Source organism: Rhodopseudomonas palustris (assembly GCF_013415845.1).
Classification (GTDB): domain Bacteria; phylum Pseudomonadota; class Alphaproteobacteria; order Rhizobiales; family Xanthobacteraceae; genus Rhodopseudomonas; species Rhodopseudomonas palustris_F.
In genome coordinates, this window is record NZ_CP058907.1 from 2,478,877 (window position 1) to 2,503,022 (window position 24,146).

Sequence of the window (24,146 nt, forward strand, 5' to 3'; positions counted from 1 at the left end):
CAGCAGCGCAGATACCGCAAACCTCCGGCACGAGAGGCCCGCAATGTGTCGTCAAACGATGGCAGCAGCAATGAAATGGTGTTGTAAAAACTCGGCGGCATCGGAAGGATTTTGTTCGCGTTGTCGGGCTCGCGTGGAAGATCTTTGCGAGCTCGGCTGCGCAGAGAGCATTCGGCGTGGTGATTCATTCCTGGCCGCAAATCAGCGGATGCGTACAGAGCTTCGGCGCGTCTCCGTGATCGCCGCGGACCATGCCAAGCAACACGCCCGCTCGCGCTACGCGCTTCCGGGTAGCGTCGGCTGGGGCGGGACGAACCCGGCGCGGTTGCAATCGCCCGGCTGGACCATCCTTGGCGGTGGTCTGGTTCTAGACGCGCTCAAGCCACCGCCGCGTGATGGAGCCGCCGCCATTTCCCAGGATCGCACAATCGGTGTGAACGGCGGCGACAGCTGGAATCGTTCAAAATTGAGCGAAATCGGATGGCGGGCAGCAGGCATGCGGTCAGCCGGACGGTGCGATATTTGTGACCGTTGCTTCGGCGTGCAACAAGAGAGAAGAATTTTGCCGTAGATCGCGGTCGAGCGGAGGGTAATCACCGTGGCCGGCGCGTGCGTGGAGGCGATAAGTCTATAATGTCCAAGCGTCGTTACAGCGATCCGGCGATACGGCTCTCATGATGCGCCGTCGTTTGCCGTCGCTGATCGCGCTCCGCGCCTTCGAGGCTGTCGGGCGCACCGGCAGCGTTCGCGCCGCCGGAGATGAACTGGCAGTCAGCCACACCGTCGTCTCGCGCCATCTGCAGAACCTGCAGAAGTTTCTCGGCGTTGCGCTGGTCCGCGGCGAGGGCCGCGGCGTCATCCTGACCGAGGCCGGCGTGAGCTTCCACGCGCAGATCTCGCAGGCGTTCGACATCATCGCACGCGCCACCACCGCGGCGCGGCCGTCGTCGCTGCCGACGCTGAACATCTGGTGCATTCCGGGCATCGCCAATCGTCTGCTGCTGTCTCGCCTGCCGGAATTGACCGGGCCTCCGCGCAACTGGGAGGTGAATCTGCAGCCGACTCTCACCCATCCGGATTTATCGCGGGCAGAGGCCGACGCTGAGATCGTCTATGCCGATGTGATCGATTCCCGCGGGCCGCTGATGTCGGAAATCCTGGTGCGGCCGCGGGTTTTTCCTGTCGCCAGCCCGGCCTATCTGGCGCGCTATCCGGCGATCACCAGTCTCGAAGATCTGTCGCAGATTGCATTGATCCACGAAGAATCCACCATGCAGTGGACCCGTTGGTTCGAGCTCGCGGGCCTCGATGATCTGCCGCCGCTGCGCGGCCAGCGGCTGTGGCACGCCCATCTGGCGATAGAAGCGGCACGGCTCGGACAGGGCGTTGCGCTCGCCAACGACGTGTTGGTCGAAGAAGACCTGCGCTCCGGCGCGCTGGTCGAGGTGATCACATCGTCGGTTTATATGGAGACTTATCAGCTCGTCGCTCTTAAAGAGCGATGGGACGATCCGGCGATTGTTGCACTGCGCAATTGGCTGAAGCAGGTGCTCGCAGAACTCGAGTGATGACGTGTGGCTGCATGTTGAGCGGATCGCTCAACAATGCGCCAGTGTTTGCTCGTTATGGTGCAGCATTTTTCGATTGGTGCATGGAAGTCACCAGACCGAACTTACAAGCTGATTGATTGTCCGAACCGTCACATTAGCGTTGTCATCAGTTCAGGAGAGAGCTGATGACGAATAGTGAATTGCTGACGCGCAGGCAGACGGCTGTCGTGCGGGGCGTCAGCCAAGCGACGCCGGTGTTTGCAGAACGTGCGCTGAATAGCGAGATCTGGGACGTCGAGGGCAAGCGTTACGTCGATTTCGCCGGCGGCATCGCCGTGCTCAACACCGGTCATTGCCATCCGCGCATCGTCGCGGCGATCCGTGAGCAGCTCGATCGCTTCACTCACACCTGTTTCCAGGTCGCGCCTTATGAAGGTTACATCCGGCTCGCCGAGCGCCTGAATCAGTTAGCGCCGATCAATGGGCCGCTGAAGTCGATCCTGCTGAGCACCGGTGCGGAAGCCACTGAGAACGCCGTCAAGATCGCGCGCGCCGCGACCGGCCGCAGCGGTGTGATCGCCTTCACGGGTGGTTTCCATGGCCGCACTGCATTCGCCTCGGCGATGACCGGCAAGGTCATTCCTTACAAGAAGGCGCTTGGTCCGCCGCTTCCTGGCGTCTGGCATGTTCCGTTCCCGGTCGCCGGTAGTGACGTCTCGGTCGAGGATGCGCTGCGCTGCGTGCAGTTCGTGTTCAAGGCCGATATCGATGCGTCGCAGGTTGCCGCGATCATCATCGAGCCGGTGCAGGGCGAGGGCGGCTTCCATCAGGCGCCGCCCGAACTGATGCGGGGCTTGCGTAGGCTGTGCGACGAGAACGGCATCGTACTGATCGCCGACGAAGTGCAGACCGGCTTCGGACGCACCGGCAAGATGTTCGCGATGGAGCACTACGACGTTCAGGCCGACATCGTCTGCGTCGCCAAGAGTCTTGCCGGCGGCTTGCCGCTGTCGGGCGTGATCGGCCGTGCCGCGATCATGGATGCGGCGGAGCCGGGTGGCCTCGGTGGCACCTATGCGGGCAATCCGCTGGCCTGCGCCGCAGCGCTCGCGGTGCTCGATGTGTTCGAAGAAGAGAATTTGATCGCGCGTGCGAACCAGATCGGCGAGCGGCTGCGCAGCGCGATCGATCGGTTCGCGCTGTCGAACACGCTGGTGCCGACCTCGGTCGCGCGCGGCCCCGGTGCGATGGTTGCGTTCGACATCCTCAAGCAGCGCGGCAGTAACGAGCCGGATGCGGAGGCGACCAAGCGGGTGACCCGGCTGGCGCACGAAAACGGCTTGATCCTGCTGTCGTGCGGCACCGCCGCCAACACCATTCGCATTCTGGTGCCGCTGACGGCCTCTGATGCGATCGTCGACGAAGGGTTGGCGATCCTGGAGCGCTGCCTCGCCGCTTAGTACAGGGCGCGTCCGCGCCGAGACGGGAATGATCGAGATGCTGATGCCGAGTGATCCCGGCCTGTTGGCCGAGCGCTGCCTGATTGGCGGCAAGTGGTGTGGTGAGCCGGTCGATGCCGTGTTCAATCCGGCGACCGGTGAACGCATCGGTGCGGTGCCGCGGTTCGGCACCGACGAAGCCGAGGAGGCGGTGCGTGCCGCCGAGATCGCGTTCCGGCAATGGTCGAAGCTGCTCGCCAAGCAACGCGCCACGATGCTGCGCGCGTGGTTCGATCAGATCATCGCCAATCGCGACGATCTGGCGCTGCTGCTGACGCGCGAGCAGGGCAAGCCGCTCGCCGAAGCGCTCGGTGAAATCGACTACGCGGCATCGTTCGTGGAGTTCTACGCCGAGGAAGCGCGGCGCATCTACGGCGAGACGATTCCGTCGCATCGCGCCGACGCCCGCACGATGGTGATCCGCCAGCCGGTCGGTGTCGTCGCGGCGATCACGCCGTGGAACTTCCCCGCCGCGATGATTACCCGCAAGGTCGCGCCGGCACTCGCCGCCGGCTGCACCGTGGTGATCAAGCCGGCGCCGGAAACGCCGCTGACGGCGCTGGCGCTCGGCGTGCTGGCGCAGCGTGCCGGCTTTCCGCCGGGCGTGCTCAACATCATCACCGGCGATGCGCCGGCGATCGGCAAGGCGTGGACCGAGCATCCGACGGTGCGGGCGATCAGCTTCACCGGCTCGACCGAAGTCGGCAAGATCCTGATGCGCCAGGCCGCCTCGACCGTGAAGAAGGTCGCGCTCGAACTCGGCGGCAACGCGCCCTTCATCGTGTTTGACGATGCCGATCTCGATGCTGCGGTCGAAGGTGTGATCGCCTCGAAGTTCCGCAACATGGGGCAGACCTGCGTCTGCGCGAACCGCATCTACGCCCAGGACGGGATCTACGACGCCTTCGTCGAGAAGCTCACCGCCAAGGTGGCGACGCTGCAGGTCGGCAACGGTGTCGATGCCGGCGTGACCCAGGGGCCGCTGATCACCACCGAAGCGATCGCCAAGGTCGAGCGTCATGTGTCCGACGCGGTCGCCAATGGCGCCAAGGTCGTGCTCGGCGGCAAGCGGCACAAGCTGGGGCGTACCTTCTTCGAGCCGACCGTGCTCGCCGGCGTCACCACAGCGATGCTGATCACGCGCGAAGAGACCTTCGGCCCGGTGGCGCCGGTGTATCGCTTCACCGACGAGACCGACGTGATCGCGCAGGCGAACGACTCGCCGTTCGGCCTGGCGTCCTACTTCTACGCGCGCGACCTCGGACGCGTATTCCGCGTCGCCGAGGCGCTGGAGTCCGGCATGGTCGGCGTCAACTCGGCGCTGCTCGGCGCCGACGTGGTGCCGTTCGGCGGCGTCAAGCAGTCCGGCCTTGGCCGCGAGGGTTCGCGCCACGGCATCGAGGAATACGTCGAGACCAAATACATCCTGCTCGGCGGTCTCGATCGCTGACGCTGCCATCTGCATAACGAGAACTATCAGATCCAGGGGAGACCGAGACGTGGCAACTGAGACATTGACCAAATCGGATGCGATCACACAAAGCCTGCGGGCGGCGGTTGATCGCAATTTCAACGACCAGGTCGCGTTTCTCCAGCGCATGGTGCAGTTCCGCAGCGTGCGCGGCGAAGAGGCGCCGCAGCAGGAATGGCTGGCGCAGCAGTTCGCCGACCGTGGCTACAAGGTCGACACCTTCAGTCTCGCCGACGTCGATATCGCCAGCCATCCCAAGGCGGCGCCGATGGACACGATCGATCCGGCCGGCTCGATGCAGGTCGTCGCCACCGCGGACAGCGACGGCAAGGGCCGCAGCCTGATCCTGCAGGGCCATATCGACGTGGTGCCGGAAGGCCCGGTCGATCTGTGGAGCGATCCGCCCTACGAGGCGAAGGTCCGCGACGGCTGGATGATCGGTCGCGGCGCGCAGGACATGAAGGGCGGCGTGTCGGCGATGATCTTCGCCCTGGATGCGATCCGCACCGCCGGCTACGCCCCCGATGCGCGCGTCCATGTGCAGACGGTGACCGAAGAGGAGAGCACCGGCAACGGCGCGCTCTCGACCTTGATGCGCGGCTATCGCGCCGATGCCTGCCTGATCCCCGAACCGACAGGCCACACCCTGACGCGCGCCCAGGTTGGGGCGGTCTGGTTCCGGCTGCGGGTGCGCGGCACGCCGGTTCACGTCGCTTACTCCGAGACCGGCACCAGCGCCATCCTGTCGGCGATGCATCTGATCCGCGCTTTCGAGGAATACACCAAGCAGCTGAACGCCCAGGCGGTGCGCGATCCCTGGTTCGGCCAGGTCAAGAACCCGATCAAGTTCAACGTCGGTATCATCAAGGGCGGTGATTGGGCGAGTTCGACCGCCGCGTGGTGCGAACTCGACTGCCGGCTCGGCCTGCTCACCGGCGATACGCCGCAGGAGGCGATGCGCGGCATCGAGAAGTGTCTGGCCGATGCGCAGGCGACCGACAGCTTCCTGTCGGAAAATCCGGCCGAACTGGTCTGGAGCGGCTTCCAGGCCGATCCGGCGGTGTGCGAGCCGGGCGGGGTGGCTGAAGACGTTCTCACGGCTGCGCACAAGGCCGCGTTCAACGCACCGCTCGACGCGCGACTTTCGACGGCGGTCAACGATACCCGCTACTACTCGGTCGACTACGGCATTCCGGCGCTGTGCTACGGACCGTACGGCCAGGGGCCGCATGCGTTCGACGAGCGCATTGATCTCGAAAGCCTGCGTAAGACGACGCTGAGCATCGCATTGTTCGTCGCAGAATGGTGCGGGTTGAGGAAGCTGTGATGACAGTCGCGGCTCCGGCGGCGTCCGCCGTGCAATCGATGACGGGAGCGGACCGGCTCTGCGATGCGCTGCTGGCGCACGAGGTCGATGTCTGCTTCGCCAATCCCGGCACGTCGGAGATGCATTTCGTGGCGGCGCTCGACCGGCAGCCGCGGATGAAGTGCATCCTCGGGCTGTTCGAAGGCGTCGTCACCGGCGCCGCCGACGGCTACGGCCGGATGACCGACCGGCCGGCCGTGACGCTGCTGCATCTCGGCCCCGGTCTCGCCAACGGCCTCGCGAACATGCACAACGCGCGGCGCGCGCATTCGCCGATGATCAACATCGTCGGCGATCATGCGGTCGAGCATCTGCCGCTCGATGCCCCGCTCACCAGCGACATCGACTCGCTGGCGCGGCCGATGTCGCGATGGGTCAAGCGGATCGCCGATCCGGTGCGGATCGATGAGGACGTCGCGGACGCGTGGTCGCAGAGCATGGCGCCCGGCATCTCGACGCTGATCCTGCCCGCCGACATGGCGTGGAATGAGCACAGCTACCGTTCGGCGCCGGTGCGCGGCAAACGTCTGCCGCAGACGCCGCTGGTGCAGGAGACGGTCGTGCGCATCGGCGCCGCGATCCGTACCAAACGCAAGGTGGTGCTGATGCTGTCCGGCGGCGCGCTGCGCGAGCACCCGCTCCGGATCGCCGACAACATTCGCCGCAGCGCCGGCGTGGAAATCTACGCACAGGGCGCCAATGGCCGGATCGAGCGCGGCCGGGGCCGGGCGCCGATCGCCAAGCTGCCGATGACGCACGAGATCGGCATCGAGATGCTGCGCGGCGCCGACATGGTGGTGCTGATCGGCGCCAAGGAGCCGGTGTCGTTCTTCGCCTATCCGAACCGTCCAGGCCGGCTGGCGCCGCCGCATTGCGAGATCGTGCAGCTCGCCGGGCCCGACCAGGACCTGGTGCAGGCGCTGGAATGGCTCGCCGACGAAGTGAATGCGCCGAACGAGCCGGTGGCGGTTGCGCCGTTCGCCGTTCCTGCGCCGACCGCGGGTCCCAATGCGGCTCTCACCGTCGACATGGTGAACCGCCTGGTCGCCGCGCGGCTGCCGGATCAGGCGATCGTCTGCGATGAGGCGCTGACCTCGTCCGGCTTCTTCGACTATTCGTATGACGCGGCACCGCATGATTATCTGCAGATCACCGGCGGCGCGATCGGGATCGGCATCCCGATGGCAGCCGGCGCTGCGGTGGCGTGCCCGGGTCGCAAGGTGATCAACCTGCAGGCCGACGGCAGCGGCATGTACACGCTGCAGGGGCTCTGGACCCACGCCCGCGAAAACCTTGACGTCGTCACCATCGTGTTCTCGAACCGCTCCTACGCCACGCTGTGGGGCGAGATGAGCAAGGTCGGCGCGCAGACGCCGGGCCGCAACGCGCAGCGGATGCTGCAGCTCGACCAGCCCGAACTCGACTGGTCGAAGATGTCGCAAGGCCTCGGCGTCGAGGCCAGCCGCGCGACCACGCTGTCGGAATTCTCGCGTGCGCTCGATGCGGCGCTCGCGCGGCGTGGTCCGTATCTCATCGAGGCGATGGTCTGATGCACGGACCACCTTCGCCGCAATCATCAACGTCCTGAACGATCGATCATTCCAACTTCTCGTAACGCGGGGGCTAGCATGAACAGACGTGAATTCGCCAAACTGGGCCTGATGGCCGGCGCGCTCGGCATCGGCGGCATCCCGCTCGGCATCACGCGGGCCGCGGGACAAACCCGCGGCGGCACGCTCAACACCATCATTCAGCCGGAGCCGCCGATCCTGGTCACCGCGCTCAACCAGCAGCAGCCGACGCTGACCTTGGGCGGCAAGATCTACGAGAGCTTGCTGCGCTACGATTTCGATCTCAAGCCGCTGCCGGGCCTCGCGCAGTCCTGGGAAGTGTCGCCGGACAAGCTGACCTACACGTTCAAGCTGTTCCCCAACATCACCTTCCACGACGGCACGCCGCTGACCTCGGAAGACGTGGTGTTCTCGATCACGAAGATTCTGATGGAGAACCACGCGCGGGCGCGCAACACCTTCTCGCGCATCGACAAGGCCGAGGCGCCGGACCCGCTCACCGTGGTCTTCACCTTGAAGAAGCCGTTCGCGCCGTTCCTCACCGCGTTCGATTGCACCACGGCGCCGATCGTGCCGAAGCACATCTACGACGGCACCGACTATCGCAAGAATCCGGCCAATGCGAAGGCGATCGGCTCCGGCCCGTTCAAGTTGAAGGAATGGGTGCGCGGTTCGCACGTCCATCTCGTGAAGCACGAAGGCTATTACCGTCCGGGTGAGCCTGTCCTCGACGAGATCATTTATCGCGTCATCCCGGATTCCGCGTCGCGTTCGGTGGCGCTGGAGCAGGGGACCGTTCAGCTCACGCAGTGGACCGACGTCGAGCTGTTCGAGGTGCCGCGGCTGTCGAAGCTGCCGCATCTGACGATGACCACCAAGGGCTACGAGTTCTTTGCGCCGCATACCTGGCTGGAGATCAACAACCGCATCGCGCCGATGAACGACAAGCGGTTCCGGCAGGCGGTGATGTACGCGATCGACCGCAAGGCGCTGCTGAACCGGATCTATTTCGGCCTCGGCAAGGTTGCGACCGGCCCGGTGTCGTCGAAGACCAAGTTCTACGAAAAGGACGTCAAGAAGTACGACTTCTCGCCCGAGAAGGCGAAGGCGTTGCTCGACGAGATGGGGCTAAAGCCGGGCCCCGACGGCAAGCGCGTCACGATTCCCTTCCTGGTGCCGCCCTACGGCGAAACCCATCAGCGGACCGCCGAATTCCTGCGGCAGTCGCTCGCGCGCGTCGGCATCGATCTGCAGCTGCAGGGCATCGATGTCGCGGGATGGGCCGAGAAATTCAGCAACTGGGATTTCTCGATGACCACGACCACGGTCTATCAGTTCGGCGATCCGGCGCTCGGCGTGTCGCGGAGCTACGTCTCCTCCAACATCCGCAAGGGCATCCTGTTCTCCAACACCTGCGGCTATTCCAATCCGGAAGTCGACCGGCTGTTCGAGGAGGCCGCGACCGCGACGTCCGACGACAAGCGCCAGGAGCACTACAGCGCGCTGCAGAAGATCATGGTCGATGAGGTGCCGGTCATCTGGCTGCTCGAGATCGACTATCCGAACCTCATGGACAAGCGGCTGAAGAACGTGGTGACGTCGGCGATCGGCGTGCACGACACCTTCGGGACGGTTTCGTTCGGATGATGGCGCTGGCGCAGTCGATCGGCAGCAGCCGCGGTGTGGCGATCGCCTTGGCGGTCGTCCGCTGGGCGGTCCGCTTCGTCGCGGTGGTCCTGGTGATCGCCACCTTCAACTTCGTGCTGGTGCACGCAGCTCCCGGCGATCCCGCACAGGTGATGGCCGGGCAGAGTGGATCGGCCGACGAGCAGATGCTGGCTCAGCTGCGCGCCGATTATGGCCTCGATAAGCCGTATCCGGTGCAGCTGGCGATCTACTTGAAGCGGATCGTGACCCTGGACCTCGGCTATTCCTATCGGCAGCAGCGCACCGTGCTGTCGCTGATCGCCGAGCGCCTGCCGGCGACGCTGCTGCTTACCTGCAGCGCGTTCCTGCTGTCGCTCGCGGTCGGTGTTTCGCTCGGCACGCTGGCCGGAGTCCGCGCCGGCAAATGGTCGGACACGGCGCTGACCGTGGTGTCGCTGTTCCTCTACGCGATGCCGGTGTTCTGGCTCGGCCTGATGCTGGTGCTGCTGTTCTCGGTCCAGCTCGATTGGCTGCCGGCGTTCGGCTACGTCACCATCGGCGTGCAGATGACGCCGTTCGAGCGGGTCCGGGACATCGCGGCGCATCTGGTGCTCCCCGTGGTCTCGCTCGGCGCCGTGCATCTGGCGATCTATGCCCGGCTGATGCGCTCCGCGGTGATCGACGTCGCGCACCAGGATTTCATCAAGACGGCGCGCGCCAAGGGTTTGAAGCGCGGCCAGATCATCATCCACCACATGCTGCGCAACGCGGTGCTGCCGGTGGTCACCGTCGCCGGCATGCAGGCCGGCACGCTGGTCGGCGGCGCGGTGGTGATCGAAACCGTGTTCGCCTGGCCGGGTCTTGGCCGGCTCACCTTCGATGCGGTGCTGCAGCGTGACTATCCGCTGATGCTCGGCATCTTCCTGGTGATGTCGGTGATTGTGATCTCGCTGAACCTGATCACTGACGCGATCTACCGGATCGTCGATCCGCGCGTCTCCTTGCGTGCAGCGGCTTAAGCGGAGGTTGGGATGGAGAGGCTGAAGACGTTCCTGCGCCACCCGACCGGGGTGATCGGGCTGATCATTCTGATCGCCGTGGTGATCCTGGCGATCTGCGCGCCGACACTGTTTCCGGACGATCCGTGGGAGATGGTCGCGGCGCCGTTCCAGCCGCCGGCCAGCGAGGGATTGCCGCTCGGGTCCGACATGCTCGGACGCAACGTGGCCGCAGGCATTGCCTATGGCGCGCGGGTGTCGCTGACGATCGGTGTGGCGTCGACGCTCGCCGCTCTGTGCATCGGCGTCACGATCGGTGCGATCGCCGGCTATTTCGGCGGCCGGGTCGATGATTTCATGATGCGGCTCACGGAGCTGTTCCAGACCATCCCCGGCTTCATCCTCGCCATTCTGCTGGTGGCGACGATCGGACCGACGCTGACCAACGTCATCATCTCGATCGGGGCGGTGAGCTGGCCGCCGCTGGCGCGGCTGACGCGCGCCGAATTCATGCGGCTGCGCGGCCGCGAGTTCGTGCAGGCGGCGGTCTGTCAGGGGCAGGCGCCATTGATCGTGGCGCTGCGTCACATCCTGCCCAACGCGATCTCGCCGATCATCGTCACCGGTTCGCTGACGATCGCGACCGCGATCCTGATCGAGAGCGCGCTGAGCTTCATGGGGCTCGGCGATCCCAACCTGATGTCGTGGGGCCTGATGATCGGTGCCTCGCGCACGGTGATCCGTCAGGCGTGGTGGATGAGCGTGTTTCCCGGCATTGCCATCCTGCTCACCGTGCTGGCGATCAATCTGGTCGGCGAAGGCCTCAACGACATGCTGAACCCGCGCATCGCGCGAAAGGTGCGCAACGCATGAGCGACGATATCCTGCTGTCCGTCGAGAATCTGTCGGTCGAGCTGCCGCATGGCGGCGATCGCAGCCACGCCGTTTCGGATGTCTCGCTGAGCGTCCGCCGCAACGAGATCGTCTGTCTTGTCGGCGAGTCCGGCTCCGGCAAGTCGATCACCGCGCATGCGGTGCTGCGGCTGCTGCCGCCGAGCCTGGAGATCGGCACCGGCGCCGTTCGGTTTCGCGGCGAGGATCTCGCCCATGCCGATGAGGGCTCGATGCGCCGTCTGCGCGGCGGCGCGATCTCGATGATCTTTCAGGAGCCGCTCAGCGCGCTCAATCCGCTGGCGCGGGTCGGTCATCAGATTGCAGAGGCGATCCTGGTTCATGCCGCGCCGCGGCCGAGCCGCGCCGAACTCGATGCGCGGGTGCTGGAGCTGATCGCCGCGGTCGGCCTGCCGGACCCCGCCACCCTGGTGCGCAGCTATCCGTTCCAGCTCTCCGGCGGCCAGCGCCAGCGGGTGATGATCGCGATGGCGATGGCCAACAATCCGGCGCTGCTGCTTGCCGATGAGCCGACTACCGCACTCGACGTTACCACGCAGAAGCAGATCCTGGCGCTGATCCGGCGGCTGCAGGCCGAGCGCGGGATGGGGGTGTTGTTCATCACCCATGATTTCGGCGTGGTCGCCGATATCGCGGACCGCGTCGTGGTGATGCGCAACGGCCGCGTCGTCGAGCAGGGCACCGTCGACGAGGTGCTGCGGCGGCCGAAGGACGACTACACCAAGGCGCTGATCGCCGCGGTGCCGGGTTCGCGTCCGTCCGCATCCGGCGATCGCGGCATTGAGGGCGAGCCGCTGCTCGACGCGCATGGGCTGAACAAGACCTTCGTGACCGGGCAGGGAATGTTTCGGCCGGATCGGACGGTGGTTGCGGTGCGCGACGTCGCGCTCAGTCTGCGTCCGCGCGAGACGGTTGCTGTGGTGGGCGAGTCCGGCTCCGGCAAATCGACGCTGGGCCGCATCATCATGCGCCTGATCGAGCCCGATACCGGCGCGATCGAATTCGCCGGTGCGGATTTCCTCCAACTCCGCGGCGAACAGCTCCGGGCGATGCGCCGCAAGGTGCAGATCGTGTTTCAGGATCCGTTTGCGGCGCTCGATCCCCGCCAGAAGGTCGGCGATGCGATCGCACGCGGCCCGATGGCCTATGGCGTGCCGCCGGCTGAGGCAATGGCCGACGCCAAGCGCCTGCTGGCGCGGGTCGGCCTCGAGGCCAGCGCGGCCGGGCGCTACCCGCACGAGTTCTCCGGCGGTCAGCGCCAGCGCATCTGCATTGCGCGCGCGCTCGCGCTCAAGCCGATGGTGCTGGTCGCCGACGAGGCGGTGTCGGCGCTCGACGTATCGGTGCAGGCGCAGATCCTCGACCTGCTGGCGGAGCTGCGGGAGGAAATGAACCTCGCAATGCTGTTCATCACCCACGATCTGCGGGTTGCGGCGGAGATCGCCGACCGCATCGTCGTGATGCGCCGCGGCGAAATCGTCGAGCAGGGTGATACCAAGTCGGTATTCACTTCGCCCCAGCACGCCTACACTCGTGCGCTATTGGACGCCATTCCGGGCCGCAGCCTGTTCGCGGGCCCCGAGGCCTCGGCGGCGCTGGACGCGATGACGGCATAATCGCGCGTTTGGCTGCGAGCTCCGGAGCTTGCTGGCGGTCGGGCGGCGAACACGAATCTAACAGGGAACCAAGCATGCGCGATTTTCACAAGACCGGCCGCTCGCTCGCGGTCGCGCAGAATGGCATGGCAGCGACGTCGCATCCGCGCGCGACCCTGGCGGCGATCGACATTCTGCGCCGCGGTGGCAACGCGATCGATGCTGCTGTGGCCGCGGTTGCGATCCAGGGTGTGGTCGAGCCGCAGATGACCGGCATCGGCGGTGATTGCTTCGCGCTGGTCTCGCCGGGCGGTGGCCGGCCGATCGCGCTGAACGGTTCCGGCCGCACCCCGGCCGGCACCGATGCGGAGAAATATGCGGGCGGCGAGGCGCGAGACATCCCGCCGACGTCGCCCGAGGCTGTGACCATTCCGGGCGCCATCGATGCCTGGTGCACGTTGATCGAGCGCCACGGCAGCCTGCCGCTGGCCGAGGTGCTGGCGCCGGCGATCGAGGCCGCGGAGCAAGGCTTCTGCGTCACGCCGCGTGTGGCCTCCGACTGGCGCCGGTTTCGTGCACGCATCGAAATCGATCCGAACGCTGCCGCGCAGTTTCTGCCCGGCGGCCGCGTCCCCGACATCGGCGATGTTCGCGCCCAGCCGCGGCTCGGCGCGACGCTGCGCAAGATCGCACGCGAGGGCCGCGCCGGCTTCTACGAAGGCGAAGTTGCCGAAGAGATGGTCGCGGTGCTGCGGAAGCTCGGCGGCGCGCACAGCGTGGATGATTTTGCGGCGCATCGCTGCGAGCATGTGACGCCGATCTCGGCCGACTATCGCGGCTACACCGTCATGGAATGTCCGCCGAACGGGCAGGGCCTCGCCGCGCTGATGATCCTGCGTGTGCTCGAAGGCTTCGACGTCGGCAAGCTGAGCGACGCCGACCGGATTCATCTGCTCGCGGAGGCGACCAAGGCGGCTTATGCGACCCGCGACGCGTATTTTTGCGATCCGGCGATCCACCCGCTCGAACCCGCGCGGTTCTTGTCGGACGCCGTGATCGGCAAGATCCGTCAGGGCATCGCGATGGACCGCGCCGGCGAGGCGCAGCCGTGGCTCGACACCGAGCATCGCGACACGGTCTATGTCACGGTGGTCGACCGCGATCTCAACGCGGTGTCGCTGATCAATTCGATCTTCTCGCCGTTCGGCAGCGGCATCTACGCGCCGAATTCCGGGGTGCTGCTGCATAATCGCGGCTGGAGCTTCCGCGCCAAGCCCGGCCATCCCAATTCGCTCGCGCCCAGCAAGCGACCGATGCATACGATCATCCCCGGCATGTTGATGCAGGGTGATCAGGCGGTGATGCCGTTCGGCGTGATGGGCGGCCATTATCAGGCGGCAGGGCACGCCAACTTCCTCTCCAACGTGCTGGACTTCGGCCTCGACATCCAGGCCGCGGCAGAGCGTCCGCGCAGCTTCTGCTTCGATGGTGCGCTGTCGCTGGAGACCACGATCGGTCAGGACATCTACGACGAGATGCAGCGTCGCGGCCACACCGTGCGCTGGACTGAGGAAGCGATCGGTGGCTGCCAGGCGATCCGCATTGATCGTGCACGCGGCGTCCTGCTCGGCGCGTCGGACCACCGCAAGGACGGCGTCGCACTCGGCTACTAAGACCGTCGAACGCGGAAAACACGGTCGATCGAGCCGGACGGCGCCGGTTTGATCGACTGCGCCGAAGGATTGCGATTTCTCGACGCACAGCAGCCGATCCGTTCCGGGGGAGCCTGGTTCCGCTGCAGAAGGCGCCTTGGCTGCCAGGGCTCCGAGCCCGCGATCTCCGACGATGTCCGCTCTGTCGAGCCGCCGGATCGTCCCGAATTCCCCTTGATCCAATTTTCGCCCAGAAGCACGGCGAATTCTGCCCGGACACGTGGGCAGGGCTGTGGCCCGGCAGCAGAGGTGGCATGGCTCCTGATCGGGCGCTGCGGCTTCAATCGCCGGGCGCCTATGCTAAGCCGCGCCATCAGAGGCAATGGGTTGGAATGCGATTCTTCTCGAAAATGACGATCGGCATGGCGGCCGCAGCCACGATCGCGCTCGCTCCTGGTGGAGCGGATGCGCGGGGTTGGGACACCGTGCACCGCTTCGTGCACAAGACTGGCAAGTGCGGTGCGGGCAAAGAGGTTCTGGCGTCGCTGTATACGATCGGTTCGCGGACGAGCAGCGGCGAACCAATGAACCATGACGGCTTGACCGCAGCCTCCCACGAATACCCCCTCGGCACTACGGTCGTGGTCACCAACCCGGCGAACGGTCGAAGCTGCAGCATTCGGGTCAACGATCGCGGCCCCTACGGAAAGCCGCGTGACCTCGGCGTAAAGATCGACTTCACCCTCGGATCGGCACGGTGCCTCGGCATGCGTGGGACGCAATATGTGTGCCTGCCGGGTGAAGAGCCGATCGAGATCGCCGGCATTCCGCTGGTGATCGACGGCAACACGGTGGAGATCAGCGGCACGAAAATTCGGCTGCAGGGGATCGACGCGCCGGAAACCGATCAGCTGTGCGTCGACGAGAAGGGCACCGGTTGGACCTGCGGCCTTGCGGCTCGTGACGAACTCGCCAAGCGCTTCGGTGACAAGCCCTGGACCTGTCAGGTCGCGGGTCACGACAAATACGGCAGGTCGCTCGGTAGCTGTGCTGTGAATGCGGAGAGCGTTGAAGAATGGATGGTGCGCTCCGGCTGGGCCGTGGCGCTGGTTCGCTCGGCGCGCGCCTATGAGGCTGCCGAGGTCATTGCGCGGGACGCGCAATCCGGCCTGTGGTCGGGCGCATTCATCATGCCTTCCGATTGGCGGAATCGAAACCAACAGACCACCATCGTCGGAGCCGCCAACGTGCCGAGCAGCGCCCTGGAAATCCTGCGCGGCGCAGCATCAGTTGCCGAAGCGCCATCGCCGGAATGCGTCATCAAAGGCAATATCGGCAAAGGCGGCCAGTGCACGTACCAGCAGCCGGGCAGTCACCTGTACGCGAAGCTGAAGATGGGGACGGGTAAGCGCTGGTTCTGCAGCGTCAAGGAAGCCGAGATGGCGGGGTGCCGAGCGGTCAAGAAGTGAGCTGATCCGTCGTCGCCCAGTCTTCATCGTTTGCGGGTTAGCGGTCCCCGAAGGCGGTTTCGAACTTGTGTGACCACTGCCTGCAGAGCTGCTGAAGATGGCGGCTGGCGTCGACGACAGGTCCGGTGGCGTCGGCCGTTTGCGGGATGCCCGCCGACGGCGAGTTCTCGCACGAACTCGACATTGCGATCGATCGTGACGGATGGCGCAGGCGGGGGGCTGCCTGAGCCATTTCTTTGATGCGACGAGATCAGACTCTGGGGGCAGCGGGCACCCTCGGCATCGCATTCCGGAGCGCGTTCAGCAGGATTCCGATCGTCGTGCCGTTGTGCAGGACGGCGGTCGTGATCGGAGCCAGCACGCCCATCGCTGCGAGCCCCAGGATCGTGGTGTTGAGGCCGACCGTCAGTTTGTAGTTGCTGGCGATCCGAGCCATCGCGCGATTGGCGAGCTCCTTGGCGTCGGCGACGCGATCGACGCCGTCTTCGAGCAGGGCGATATCGGCGGTGAGCCGCGCGATGTCCGCGCCCTTATGCATCGCGATGCCGACATGGGCGCCTGCCAGCGCCGGCGCGTCGTTGATGCCGTCACCGACGAATGCGATCTTGGCGCCCTTGGCATTGAGGTCGGCAATAATCGCGGCCTTGTCGGTCGGCAGCAGCTCGGCATGAAAGCCGTCGAGCCGGAGCTCCTGCGCCATTTCGGCCGCGCGGTCGCGGTGATCGCCGGTCAGCAGCAGAATGCGCTTGGCGCCGGCGCGGCGCAGGCGTGCGATGGTCGCGGCGCTGGTCGGGCGAACCGTGTCTTTCAGTCCGAGGACGCCGAGGAGGCGCCCGCCGAAGCCGATGAACAGCAGCGTCTTGCCTTCGCGATACAGACGATCGATCGGATCTCGATGGAGCGAGATATCGATGCCTTCGTCCTCTTCGACGAAATGGCGGGAGCCGACGACGATGCGTTCGCCGTTGATGACACTGGCGACGCCGTGGGCCACGATGAACTCCACCTCCGCATGATCGAAATGGTGGCCGTGCCTGGCTTTGGCGGCGTTCACCACCGCGAGCGCCAAGGGATGGAAGTAGTGCTCCTCAACCGAGGCGGCCAAGCAGATCAGGTCGTCGGCGCTGTAGGCGGAGTCGAACGTGACAGAGTCGGTCACCTCCAAGGTGCCGGTGGTCAGCGTCCCGGTTTTGTCGAAGATGAAGGTGTCGGCCTGGGCGAGACGTTCGAGCGCACTCGCGCCCTTGACCAGAATGCCGATCCGGCCGGCGTGATACATCGCGGATTTGAAGGCGACCGGCGTCGCCAGCTTCAACGCGCAGGAGTAGTCCGCCTGCAGCACCGAGGCGGCCGAGCGCCAGTCGCCGGTGAGCAGTACGGAGAAGCCGGCGAGCTTCAGCACGGTGGGCACCAGACGGTCGGCGAGGCGGGCGGCTTCGATCTGGGCCTCACTTTTCGCGGTCAGCGACTGCTCGACATAGTCGGCGATCCGCGCGGCGGAGGTTCGGCGGCCGACCTGCTCGGCATAGATCGTCAGGCGGCCGTCCTCCAGCATGGTGCCGGACAGAACCTTGCTGCCGCGGCTCTTGACGATCGGCGCGCTCTCGCCGGTCATCGCCGCCTCATTGACGGTGGCTTCGCCGGACAGAACGGTGCCATCGATCGGAACGACCGCCCCGGCGCCGACGACGACCGTATCGCCGGCCGTCACCTCGTCGGCGGAAATCTGCACTTCGACGCCGTCGCGCAGAACCCAGACGCCGTCGCCGGTCGGGCGCAGCAGGTGCTTGAGCAGATCGTCGGAACGGCGCGCAATGGAATCTTCGATCGCTTCGCCGAGTGCCAGGATGAACGTCGTGGTGTTGGCGGCGACGAAGTCGGCGCGCGCCAGCGAGATCGACACGGCCATCGCCTCCAGCACGTGGCTGGTGACGCCATGGGTACGAAGGTCTGACGCCGCATGGCGGAGCAGCGGAAGCGCAGCGGCGAGGCTGACCGGAAGTCGCGCCTGCATCGGCAGCGCGCTTGTTCCGAGCAGGACGGCGAGCGTCGCGGCGACGTCCGAACCGCCGTCGTCGCTTCGCGAATTCGCGCCTGCCTCCGACGCCTCAAGGCTTGCGATCGTCGTGACGATGGTGTCGGCGTCGGTGCGCGCCGGATCGAAATACACGATCAGCGACGCCGCGCGGGAATTGACGCGCGCTGCCGTCACGCCGTCGATCAGCCTTACGATGCCGGCGAGGAGAGCAGGGTCCGAGGTCTTGGAGCGGCGCTGATAGCGCAGGCGGATGCGGCCGGGCAGGCGGTGAACGATCTCGACTGCCGACAGCCACCGCTTATCGGTCATACGGTGCCGCTCTGTTCGGCCTCGACTTCCGCACTCAGGTCGGCGAACTGCTCTTTCAACTCGGCGACGCTGCCCATCATATTGGCGTAGGCTTTGATTGCCCCCTTGAACAGCTTGCTACGTAGTTCCTCTTCGGAAAGCACGTAGGCCGCGAGGCCGCCGATCAGCAGGCCGAGCAGGAACTGCTCGTTGCGGCCTTTGGGGAGCAGGCCGCCGAGATTGCCGAGCATTCCTTGCCGCTGGTTGTTGCCGGCGAGGGTCAGTTGTCCAGCGAGCAACTGCTCGATCTCGCGACGCTTCAGGCCCTTGCCGCGCTTGCCCTTCTTCTTAGCCAAGTCTAATCTCCTCGGATGTTTCGGTCGCGACCGCCAATTCGGTCGCCAAGAGGGTTTCCAGAGCCAGGGCGCCGAGCGCCCCGCCGGCGAGCGCAGTGAGCGCCCCGAAGTAGTCCTGATCGCGCACGCTCTCGGCGACTGCCGCACCGGCCGCCAGCGCCACGCCGCCCTGCAACGCCTGGCGCAGCAGTTTGCGGCTATGAGGCTTGCCGGATGTGCGGCTGTCCTGGATCGCGACAAGCAGCCCCGCGGCGACCATGCCGCGGGTGAAGTTGGTGGCGATTTCCCCGGCAGCGAGCGGCGCCGCGCGCGACTTCGCTTTACGCTTTTTCATTCGTAGCGGTCTGGTCGGCGGACGGGGCTGGTGCGGTCTCGGTTGTCGCCACGTTCGGCGCATCGTCGGTCGCCGCTTCGCTACTATCCGTGGTGTTGGACAGCTTCGATCGGAGCGCGGCGCTGGATTTTTCGACTGCGCTGAGGCCGGAGACGGTCGCTTCGCGCAAGTCCTCGCCGGCCTTGTCCAGTCCGCTACGGGCCTTCTGGGCAAACGACTTCACAGCTTCCGGCGCTTTGGCCTGCTTCAGCAGGTGCACGCCGACGACGCCGACGAGGATACCAGACGCAAATCTCAGAAGTGGCAGCATGATGAAATCCTTCCAAACTATAAGCCGGCCAGCAGGCCGTGCAGATCATTGCGCAGCGCTTCGCCCTCCGGCGTCGCGTCGCCGGAGACGAAGTCGCGCCAGGCGGAGGGCGGGATTCCGGACGGGTCGTATTCGACCACGCAGGATCGCGCGAGCGGGTTCAGGCTGATCGAGCGGATGCCGTCCATCTTCGCCAGCGCTTTGCCGAACCGTTTCGCCTCGTCCGCCATGGCGATGATCTCGCTGTCGAGCGGGACCTTCAGTTTGAGGCGAATGCGACCTGGCAGGTGATGCGCGATCTCAAGATGTTGGGTGAAGCGCAGCAGGCCTGCGGCGGAAGGATCGGACACGGAGGGCCTAACGAAATGTGCGGCGCCAATGCACCGCGAGGTGGGTGAGAGTCGCCGCGATGGCGACGATGCCCATCTGAGCGTGGAGTTTGCGGCTGACGCCGAGCGCCGCGACGGTGCCGGCCATGCCGGCGAGTGCGCCGACTTTGGCGACGCGGTTGATCGCCAACCGGGTCTGCGCCCGACGCCGCAAACGGTCGATTGGGTCGTTGGCGGCCGTCGCAGCCTCTGCATCGGCGGTTGGCGAATCCTGTGGCTCGACCGGTGCCATTGTGGCCCACACCGCTGCGACCTCGGCTCGGATGCGCGTCTCCATCTCGGTGTCGGCCGGATCATATTGCAGCAGGAGCGAGCCGACGGCCGGATCGCCATCCACCGTCACGAGAGCGCGCAATCGCGCATCAAGCGCAGCATGACAAGCACGATCACGAAGCATCCGATGCCGCAACCGAATCCGCCCCGGCAGGACGGAGACGAATGCAGAAGTGGGATCGTTTGGGGGCGTCATCGCCGACGCAGACCTTGCTGTTGTGCGTGTTGGGCTGCTGGGCGGCGCGGCACGAAGGCGTTTTGTGGAATTGATGGGAGGCGAGGGCGGATCGCGCACTGGCTGAACGGGCCATCGGCGACGTGAACACCATCGAAGGCCAAATCGGATCGACAGCTGGCAGTCAAAGGGACTCCTTCACGTCACCCAAGGTTGAAAGTGTGCCACCTCAGTGGCCTGCTAAAGCGGCGATGAGTTAGTAGATTGCGGTATCTTTGTAGTGAGCATGTTGCTTGTGACTATTAGTTTGGATCGTGGCTGCCTGCGCTTTCCTTGATGCACATCAAATGTGGAGGTGCTGCGATCCGCCGGACCAGCAAGATCGGTGCTGGGGTGGTCTCACCATTCGCGGCATGGCCGATCACCGGCGAATGCGACCCGTTTCCAAGATTTGACTGCGGTCAATTCGCAAAAGCGAATTGTTCCTTATGGTCGTCCTCGAAACGAGGATTTCCAGAGTGAATTTCAGACCCGACAGCCGTCGCTTTGACTCGGCCGACATCCGGCCAATCGAAATCAATCAGCTTGCCCCGGAGCCGGCTCGGCCTTGTGCGGTCGATCTGCTGCAAACGGTCGGACTGCGCCCCACGGCTCAGCGCTTGGTTCTGACGCAGCTTCTGTTCGGGAGCGGCGACCGCCATGTGACGGCGGAAATGCTGTACGAAGAAGCGTCCGGATCGTCGGTCCAGATCTCGCTTGCGACGGTGTACAACACCCTCAATCACTTCGCCGAGCTTGGCTTAGTTCGCCGCGTCAGCGTCGATGGCAGCAAGACCTATTTCGACACCAACATCAGCGACCACCATCACGTCTATCTGGAAAACCGGCACGAGCTGATCGACATCCCGGCCTCGCTCGTTCAGCTCGGCGCGCTGCCCGACATTCCTGAGGGCTACGAGGTCAGCCGCATCGACCTGGTCGTGCGGCTCCGGCGGAAGGGGCGCGGCTAGGATCGTCAGCGTCCTTCGCTTCGCCGGCCTAGCTTAGCAATGGGCGTCAGGCTGTTGCTGAGGTCTTGAACTCGCCAGCACGACACGCGAGCACGAATGGCTCGCGTTTCGATATCACCGAGCTCTCATAGAGCGCTGCCGGCTTTCTTCATCCGTTCGGCAATCGCAGCCGGCTCGAGTAAATGCAGCGGAGCGCCACCCGAGATCGATAGGGCAGCGGCAACGCCGGCGGCATGGCCGTATTCGAAGCACTGAGCAGTCACGCGCGCAGAGGCGAGAGCTTCGTGTTCGGCCGACAGGCAGCGGCCAGCAACGATGATGTTTTCGCCGGCCGCGGGGATAAGCGCTCCAAATGGGACGTCGTAGTAGTCGTCCAGCAGCCAGTGCAGCTTCGGCTTGTCACCGGCGTGCAGCTCGATCGGCCAGGGGGAACGGCAGATCGAATCCGGCCGTTTGGTCCCCGCGACGACATCCTCGTTCGTCAGAGTCTGAAGGCCCTCGATTGAACGGGTCTGCCGAACGCCGCACTCCACGCCCGTATCGATGACGAAGCTGCGTTCACAGCCTTCCACGTGGGCCGCTAGAAACCTTGCGTACTCCCGCACCTGGCGCCGTCCATCGATCTCGGCGACGGTCCAATCCTCCGGATTGATGACGTTGAGCATCGAGCCGTCACGCGCCGATAGCCGGGTCGCGTTGACAAGCAGTTCGCCGGGCTGTGTGGTCGGAAAGATCCAGATCTTCTTCCGGGGAAGATCGTAGTTCCTTCGATCGGCGGCTGTGAGCGCCTCCACGATTTCCGGCGGAGAGATCGTGTCTTCGCCCCAATGTGCGACGAAACGGTCGACGTCGACCCCACCGAGGCGGAAGAACATTGTCGGGTTCTGAATGCGGCCCTGGTCGCCAAACCGCCACGGATGACCGGCGCGGGCAACGACGGCGGCATCTCCGGATGCGTCGATCGTGCGTTTGGCAAGGATCACCGAGCGGCCGGCATTGGACTCGATCACCACGCCGAGGTGGCGATTGCCGTCCATGATCACCGCGACCACGACGGTGTGGAACAGCACCCTGACGCCCGACACCGTCAGCAGGGAGTCGGCGGTCTCGCGCCATTTGAGAGGATCATGGGTGACGACGAACGTCTTGCCGTACTTCTGCGGCGGGGTGACGCCGCCGCGCCTGGCGAGTTCGGATCTGAAGCGTTCGGAAAACCCGAAGACGATCTGCTTCGGCTTGCTCTGTTCGCTGGCCAGGAACAGACCGCAGATCGTCCCCGATAGTCCTGCCACGGCGGCGCCGCCGCAGAATCCGTAGCGCTCGACCAGGATGGTGGAGCAATTAGACTCGGCGACAACAGTGGCCGCAGCAACGCCGGATGCGCCGCCGCCGACGACGAGAACATCGATCTCCGCAAGGCACGGGAGCGATCTTGCCTCATCAAGGGAGATCTGGTGCCGGATTTCCCAAGCCGGAATGTTGACGCATGTGGAGTCCATCAAAATAACCTCGCGTGTGACTGGCGGCTCGGGGAGGGCGCGGCTGCGCTATCAGCGCCTGCTTCGATCGCCGAGCACGGCTCCCTTCGAGAGCGGCTGGACGAGTTGGGCGTATTGCGCAAGCCAGCCATATTCGGCCGGCAGCGTCCGCGGTTTCCATTCAGCTAGTCTGGTCGCGAGTTCCTTTTCGGTGATCATGAGCTCGATAGTTTCGGCGGTCAGGTCGATCGTGATACGGTCGCCGTCAGCCACCACGGCGAGCGGGCCGCCTTCGGCAGCCTCCGGCATGATCTGGCCAACAGTGATTCCGGAGTTGAGACCCGACAACTCACCGTCAGTCAGAACCGCGACGCCGCTCGACAGGCCGGCGCCGACTAAGGCCGCCATGAACGAGCAGGCGAACACCGTGCCCGGGCCGCCCTTTGGGCCCATGTGCCGGAGGATGATGGCCTGTCCCTTTTGAATTGAGCCGTCGCTGAGGCCAGCGATCGCCTTGTCCTCGTCTTCGAAAACCTTCGCCACGCCCTCGAACCGGCGGACGGAGGTCGGGACGGCGGACAGCTTCACCACCGCGCCGTCCGGCGCGAGATTGCCGCGAATGATGATGAGGCCGGGCTCGTTGCGGAACGGGTTCGACAGCGGCCGGATCACGCGTTCGTCCGGCGCGGGCGCCTCGGCGAGATTTTCTCCGAGGGTCTTTCCGGTGACCGTCATCGTGGAGAGATCGAGTTTGCTGGCGAGTTGCTTCATCGCGCCTCGCACGCCACCTGCAGCGTCCAGCATCTCGATCCGATGCGGACCGTTGGGACGCACTTGCGTGATCTGAACCGCGTCCTTCGACAGAGCCTCATATTCTGCCACGACGTCCATTTCGATGCGGCTTTCGATGGCGATCGCCGTCAGATGCCGCACCGTATTGACGGACAGCCCCAGCGCTTGCGCGATACGAATTCCGTTCTGGATCGACGCCTTGGTCAGGATCTGCCGCGGCCTCAGATCTTGCTGAATGAGCCGCACGATGGCCTGGCCGACCTGCACCGCGTAGTCGGACAGCCGCTCGCCTCCAGCGCGGATCGGCGCATTGCCGGGCAGGGCCATGCCGAGTGCTTCTGCGAGGCAGTGCATTGAATTGGCGGTTGCGAGACCGGCACAAACGCCAGGTCCCTTGATTGCGGCGCAGGACATGTCGGTCAGATCCTGTAAGCTGATCTGGCCCGATTTGTAGGTTCCGACTCCGTTGTAGAGGTCTTCGATATCGACGTCTTTGCCGCCGCAATGGCCGCCGAGCTGATAGCCGCAGGTCAGGACGATCGACGGGATGTTCAAGCGACCAGCGGCCATCAACTGGCCTGGCGTGGTCTTGTCGCACGAGGCGAGCAGGACCATGCCGTCCAATTCGGCGCCTTCGACTTGGACCTCGACGTCGTTCACGAGGAGATCGCGAGACGGCATCAGATAGCGCGCCTTGCGGCCTGCGGAGGTGACGAAATCAGACGGGGCAACGGTGCGGATTTCAAATGGGAGACCACCTGCATCGCGGATCGCCTGCTGCACCTTCCGGGAGATCTCGTCCAGGTGCTGGTAACAGACCGAGAGACCGCTGGATGAATTGACCACCGCGATCTTGGGCTTGTGGAAATCCTCCTCCTTGATGCCCATCGCCAGCCATTGCGCGCGACGCACGGCCCACCGGGTCGAACCCGGCTCGAAGTTGCTTCTGAGTTCGTTCATCGGCCAATCTCCA

21 protein-coding genes are annotated in these 24,146 nt (G+C 65.2%); 13 read left to right on the plus strand and 8 right to left on the minus strand.

The features are described from left to right. Nucleotides 1-58: 58 nt before the first annotated feature. The 12 genes from HZF03_RS11340 (at nucleotide 59) to HZF03_RS11395 (ending at nucleotide 15,730) form a co-directional block, all read left to right on the plus strand. Nucleotides 59-571: a hypothetical protein gene (locus tag HZF03_RS11340; RefSeq protein ID WP_165858089.1), complete on the plus strand. Its 513-nt coding sequence runs from the start codon at nucleotides 59-61 to the stop codon at nucleotides 569-571. Between the two features lie 103 nt (nucleotides 572-674). Further along, the gene (locus HZF03_RS11345; protein ID WP_011157875.1) at nucleotides 675-1,568 is read left to right on the plus strand and encodes a LysR substrate-binding domain-containing protein; all 894 of its coding nucleotides are present in this window, start codon (nucleotides 675-677) and stop codon (nucleotides 1,566-1,568) included. Between the two features lie 167 nt (nucleotides 1,569-1,735). Beyond that, entirely contained in the window at nucleotides 1,736-3,010 is a 1,275-nt protein-coding gene (gabT, locus tag HZF03_RS11350) for a 4-aminobutyrate--2-oxoglutarate transaminase (RefSeq protein ID WP_011157876.1), read from the plus strand. A gap of 37 nt (nucleotides 3,011-3,047) precedes the next feature. Beyond that, nucleotides 3,048-4,499 carry an NAD-dependent succinate-semialdehyde dehydrogenase gene (locus HZF03_RS11355; RefSeq protein WP_119017353.1) on the plus strand — a complete coding sequence of 484 codons (1,452 nt, stop codon included), beginning with the start codon at nucleotides 3,048-3,050 and terminating at the stop codon, nucleotides 4,497-4,499. A 49-nt stretch (nucleotides 4,500-4,548) separates the two neighbouring features. Continuing rightward, nucleotides 4,549-5,847 (plus strand): ArgE/DapE family deacylase, encoded by a 1,299-nt coding sequence (locus HZF03_RS11360; protein WP_119017332.1) that lies wholly within the window; start codon nucleotides 4,549-4,551, stop codon nucleotides 5,845-5,847. Further along, entirely contained in the window at nucleotides 5,847-7,436 is a 1,590-nt protein-coding gene (locus HZF03_RS11365) for an acetolactate synthase large subunit (RefSeq protein WP_119017352.1), read from the plus strand. The genes HZF03_RS11360 and HZF03_RS11365 overlap by 1 nt, the downstream gene beginning before the upstream one ends. 78 nt (nucleotides 7,437-7,514) lie before the next feature. Next, entirely contained in the window at nucleotides 7,515-9,104 is a 1,590-nt protein-coding gene (locus tag HZF03_RS11370; protein WP_011157880.1) for an ABC transporter substrate-binding protein, read from the plus strand. After that, on the plus strand, nucleotides 9,101-10,123 hold the full coding sequence (locus tag HZF03_RS11375; protein WP_119017331.1) for an ABC transporter permease: 1,023 nt from the start codon (nucleotides 9,101-9,103) through the stop codon (nucleotides 10,121-10,123). Before HZF03_RS11370 ends, HZF03_RS11375 begins: the two co-directional genes overlap by 4 nt. A 12-nt stretch (nucleotides 10,124-10,135) precedes the next feature. Continuing rightward, nucleotides 10,136-10,975 carry an ABC transporter permease gene (locus tag HZF03_RS11380; protein ID WP_011157882.1) on the plus strand — a complete coding sequence of 280 codons (840 nt, stop codon included), beginning with the start codon at nucleotides 10,136-10,138 and terminating at the stop codon, nucleotides 10,973-10,975. After that, the gene (locus HZF03_RS11385; protein ID WP_119017330.1) at nucleotides 10,972-12,630 is read left to right on the plus strand and encodes an ABC transporter ATP-binding protein; all 1,659 of its coding nucleotides are present in this window, start codon (nucleotides 10,972-10,974) and stop codon (nucleotides 12,628-12,630) included. Before HZF03_RS11380 ends, HZF03_RS11385 begins: the two co-directional genes overlap by 4 nt. A gap of 74 nt (nucleotides 12,631-12,704) precedes the next feature. Then, nucleotides 12,705-14,282 carry a gamma-glutamyltransferase gene (ggt, locus tag HZF03_RS11390; protein WP_119017329.1) on the plus strand — a complete coding sequence of 526 codons (1,578 nt, stop codon included), beginning with the start codon at nucleotides 12,705-12,707 and terminating at the stop codon, nucleotides 14,280-14,282. Nucleotides 14,283-14,653: 371 nt separating this feature from the next. Beyond that, nucleotides 14,654-15,730, plus strand: a complete 1,077-nt coding sequence (locus tag HZF03_RS11395; protein WP_119017328.1) for a thermonuclease family protein — start codon at nucleotides 14,654-14,656, stop codon at nucleotides 15,728-15,730. Nucleotides 15,731-15,980: 250 nt separating this feature from the next. On the opposite strand, the gene HZF03_RS11400 is transcribed toward HZF03_RS11395, so the two are convergent. The 6 genes from HZF03_RS11400 to HZF03_RS11425 are packed head-to-tail and all read right to left on the minus strand — an operon-like array spanning nucleotide 15,981 to nucleotide 19,800. Beyond that, entirely contained in the window at nucleotides 15,981-18,077 is a 2,097-nt protein-coding gene (locus tag HZF03_RS11400; RefSeq protein ID WP_119017327.1) for a heavy metal translocating P-type ATPase, read from the minus strand. Continuing rightward, a complete protein-coding gene (locus HZF03_RS11405; protein ID WP_119017326.1) occupies nucleotides 18,074-18,412 on the minus strand; it encodes a YtxH domain-containing protein in 339 nt (112 codons plus the stop codon). Before HZF03_RS11405 ends, HZF03_RS11400 begins: the two co-directional genes overlap by 4 nt. Beyond that, the gene (locus HZF03_RS11410; RefSeq protein WP_119017325.1) at nucleotides 18,405-18,746 is read right to left on the minus strand and encodes a hypothetical protein; all 342 of its coding nucleotides are present in this window, start codon (nucleotides 18,744-18,746) and stop codon (nucleotides 18,405-18,407) included. The genes HZF03_RS11405 and HZF03_RS11410 overlap by 8 nt, the downstream gene beginning before the upstream one ends. Beyond that, entirely contained in the window at nucleotides 18,733-19,056 is a 324-nt protein-coding gene (locus HZF03_RS11415) for a hypothetical protein (protein ID WP_011157889.1), read from the minus strand. Before HZF03_RS11415 ends, HZF03_RS11410 begins: the two co-directional genes overlap by 14 nt. Nucleotides 19,057-19,073: 17 nt before the next feature. Further along, nucleotides 19,074-19,406 (minus strand): HMA2 domain-containing protein, encoded by a 333-nt coding sequence (locus HZF03_RS11420; protein WP_119017324.1) that lies wholly within the window; start codon nucleotides 19,404-19,406, stop codon nucleotides 19,074-19,076. A 7-nt stretch (nucleotides 19,407-19,413) separates the two neighbouring features. Then, nucleotides 19,414-19,800 carry a hypothetical protein gene (locus HZF03_RS11425; protein ID WP_234832166.1) on the minus strand — a complete coding sequence of 129 codons (387 nt, stop codon included), beginning with the start codon at nucleotides 19,798-19,800 and terminating at the stop codon, nucleotides 19,414-19,416. Nucleotides 19,801-20,411: 611 nt separating this feature from the next. Here HZF03_RS11425 and irrA point away from each other — a divergent pair. Beyond that, nucleotides 20,412-20,903, plus strand: coding sequence for an iron response transcriptional regulator IrrA (gene irrA, locus HZF03_RS11430; protein WP_011157892.1), 492 nt, complete (start codon nucleotides 20,412-20,414; stop codon nucleotides 20,901-20,903). A gap of 125 nt (nucleotides 20,904-21,028) precedes the next feature. Here irrA and HZF03_RS11435 read toward each other — a convergent pair whose 3' ends face one another. Beyond that, nucleotides 21,029-22,402 (minus strand): FAD-dependent oxidoreductase, encoded by a 1,374-nt coding sequence (locus HZF03_RS11435; protein WP_119017322.1) that lies wholly within the window; start codon nucleotides 22,400-22,402, stop codon nucleotides 21,029-21,031. Nucleotides 22,403-22,453: 51 nt separating this feature from the next. Further along, nucleotides 22,454-24,133, minus strand: coding sequence for a dihydroxy-acid dehydratase (gene ilvD / locus HZF03_RS11440; RefSeq protein WP_119017321.1), 1,680 nt, complete (start codon nucleotides 24,131-24,133; stop codon nucleotides 22,454-22,456). Between the last annotated feature and the right edge of the window lie 13 nt (nucleotides 24,134-24,146).

Bases quoted from the DNA above. Each gene is read 5' to 3' on its own strand.
- HZF03_RS11340 (WP_165858089.1), top strand. From the start codon at position 59: ATGGCAGCAGCAATGAAATGGTGTTGTAAAAACTCGGCGGCATCGGAA.
- HZF03_RS11345 (WP_011157875.1), top strand. From the start codon at position 675: ATGATGCGCCGTCGTTTGCCGTCGCTGATCGCGCTCCGCGCCTTCGAG.
- gabT (WP_011157876.1), top strand. From the start codon at position 1,736: ATGACGAATAGTGAATTGCTGACGCGCAGGCAGACGGCTGTCGTGCGG.
- HZF03_RS11355 (WP_119017353.1), top strand. From the start codon at position 3,048: ATGCTGATGCCGAGTGATCCCGGCCTGTTGGCCGAGCGCTGCCTGATT.
- HZF03_RS11365 (WP_119017352.1), top strand. From the start codon at position 5,847: ATGACAGTCGCGGCTCCGGCGGCGTCCGCCGTGCAATCGATGACGGGA.
- HZF03_RS11370 (WP_011157880.1), top strand. From the start codon at position 7,515: ATGAACAGACGTGAATTCGCCAAACTGGGCCTGATGGCCGGCGCGCTC.
- HZF03_RS11375 (WP_119017331.1), top strand. From the start codon at position 9,101: ATGATGGCGCTGGCGCAGTCGATCGGCAGCAGCCGCGGTGTGGCGATC.
- HZF03_RS11380 (WP_011157882.1), top strand. From the start codon at position 10,136: ATGGAGAGGCTGAAGACGTTCCTGCGCCACCCGACCGGGGTGATCGGG.
- HZF03_RS11385 (WP_119017330.1), top strand. From the start codon at position 10,972: ATGAGCGACGATATCCTGCTGTCCGTCGAGAATCTGTCGGTCGAGCTG.
- ggt (WP_119017329.1), top strand. From the start codon at position 12,705: ATGCGCGATTTTCACAAGACCGGCCGCTCGCTCGCGGTCGCGCAGAAT.
- HZF03_RS11395 (WP_119017328.1), top strand. From the start codon at position 14,654: ATGCGATTCTTCTCGAAAATGACGATCGGCATGGCGGCCGCAGCCACG.
- HZF03_RS11400 (WP_119017327.1), bottom strand. From the start codon at position 18,077: ATGACCGATAAGCGGTGGCTGTCGGCAGTCGAGATCGTTCACCGCCTG.
- HZF03_RS11410 (WP_119017325.1), bottom strand. From the start codon at position 18,746: ATGAAAAAGCGTAAAGCGAAGTCGCGCGCGGCGCCGCTCGCTGCCGGG.
- HZF03_RS11415 (WP_011157889.1), bottom strand. From the start codon at position 19,056: ATGCTGCCACTTCTGAGATTTGCGTCTGGTATCCTCGTCGGCGTCGTC.
- HZF03_RS11435 (WP_119017322.1), bottom strand. From the start codon at position 22,402: ATGGACTCCACATGCGTCAACATTCCGGCTTGGGAAATCCGGCACCAG.
- ilvD (WP_119017321.1), bottom strand. From the start codon at position 24,133: ATGAACGAACTCAGAAGCAACTTCGAGCCGGGTTCGACCCGGTGGGCC.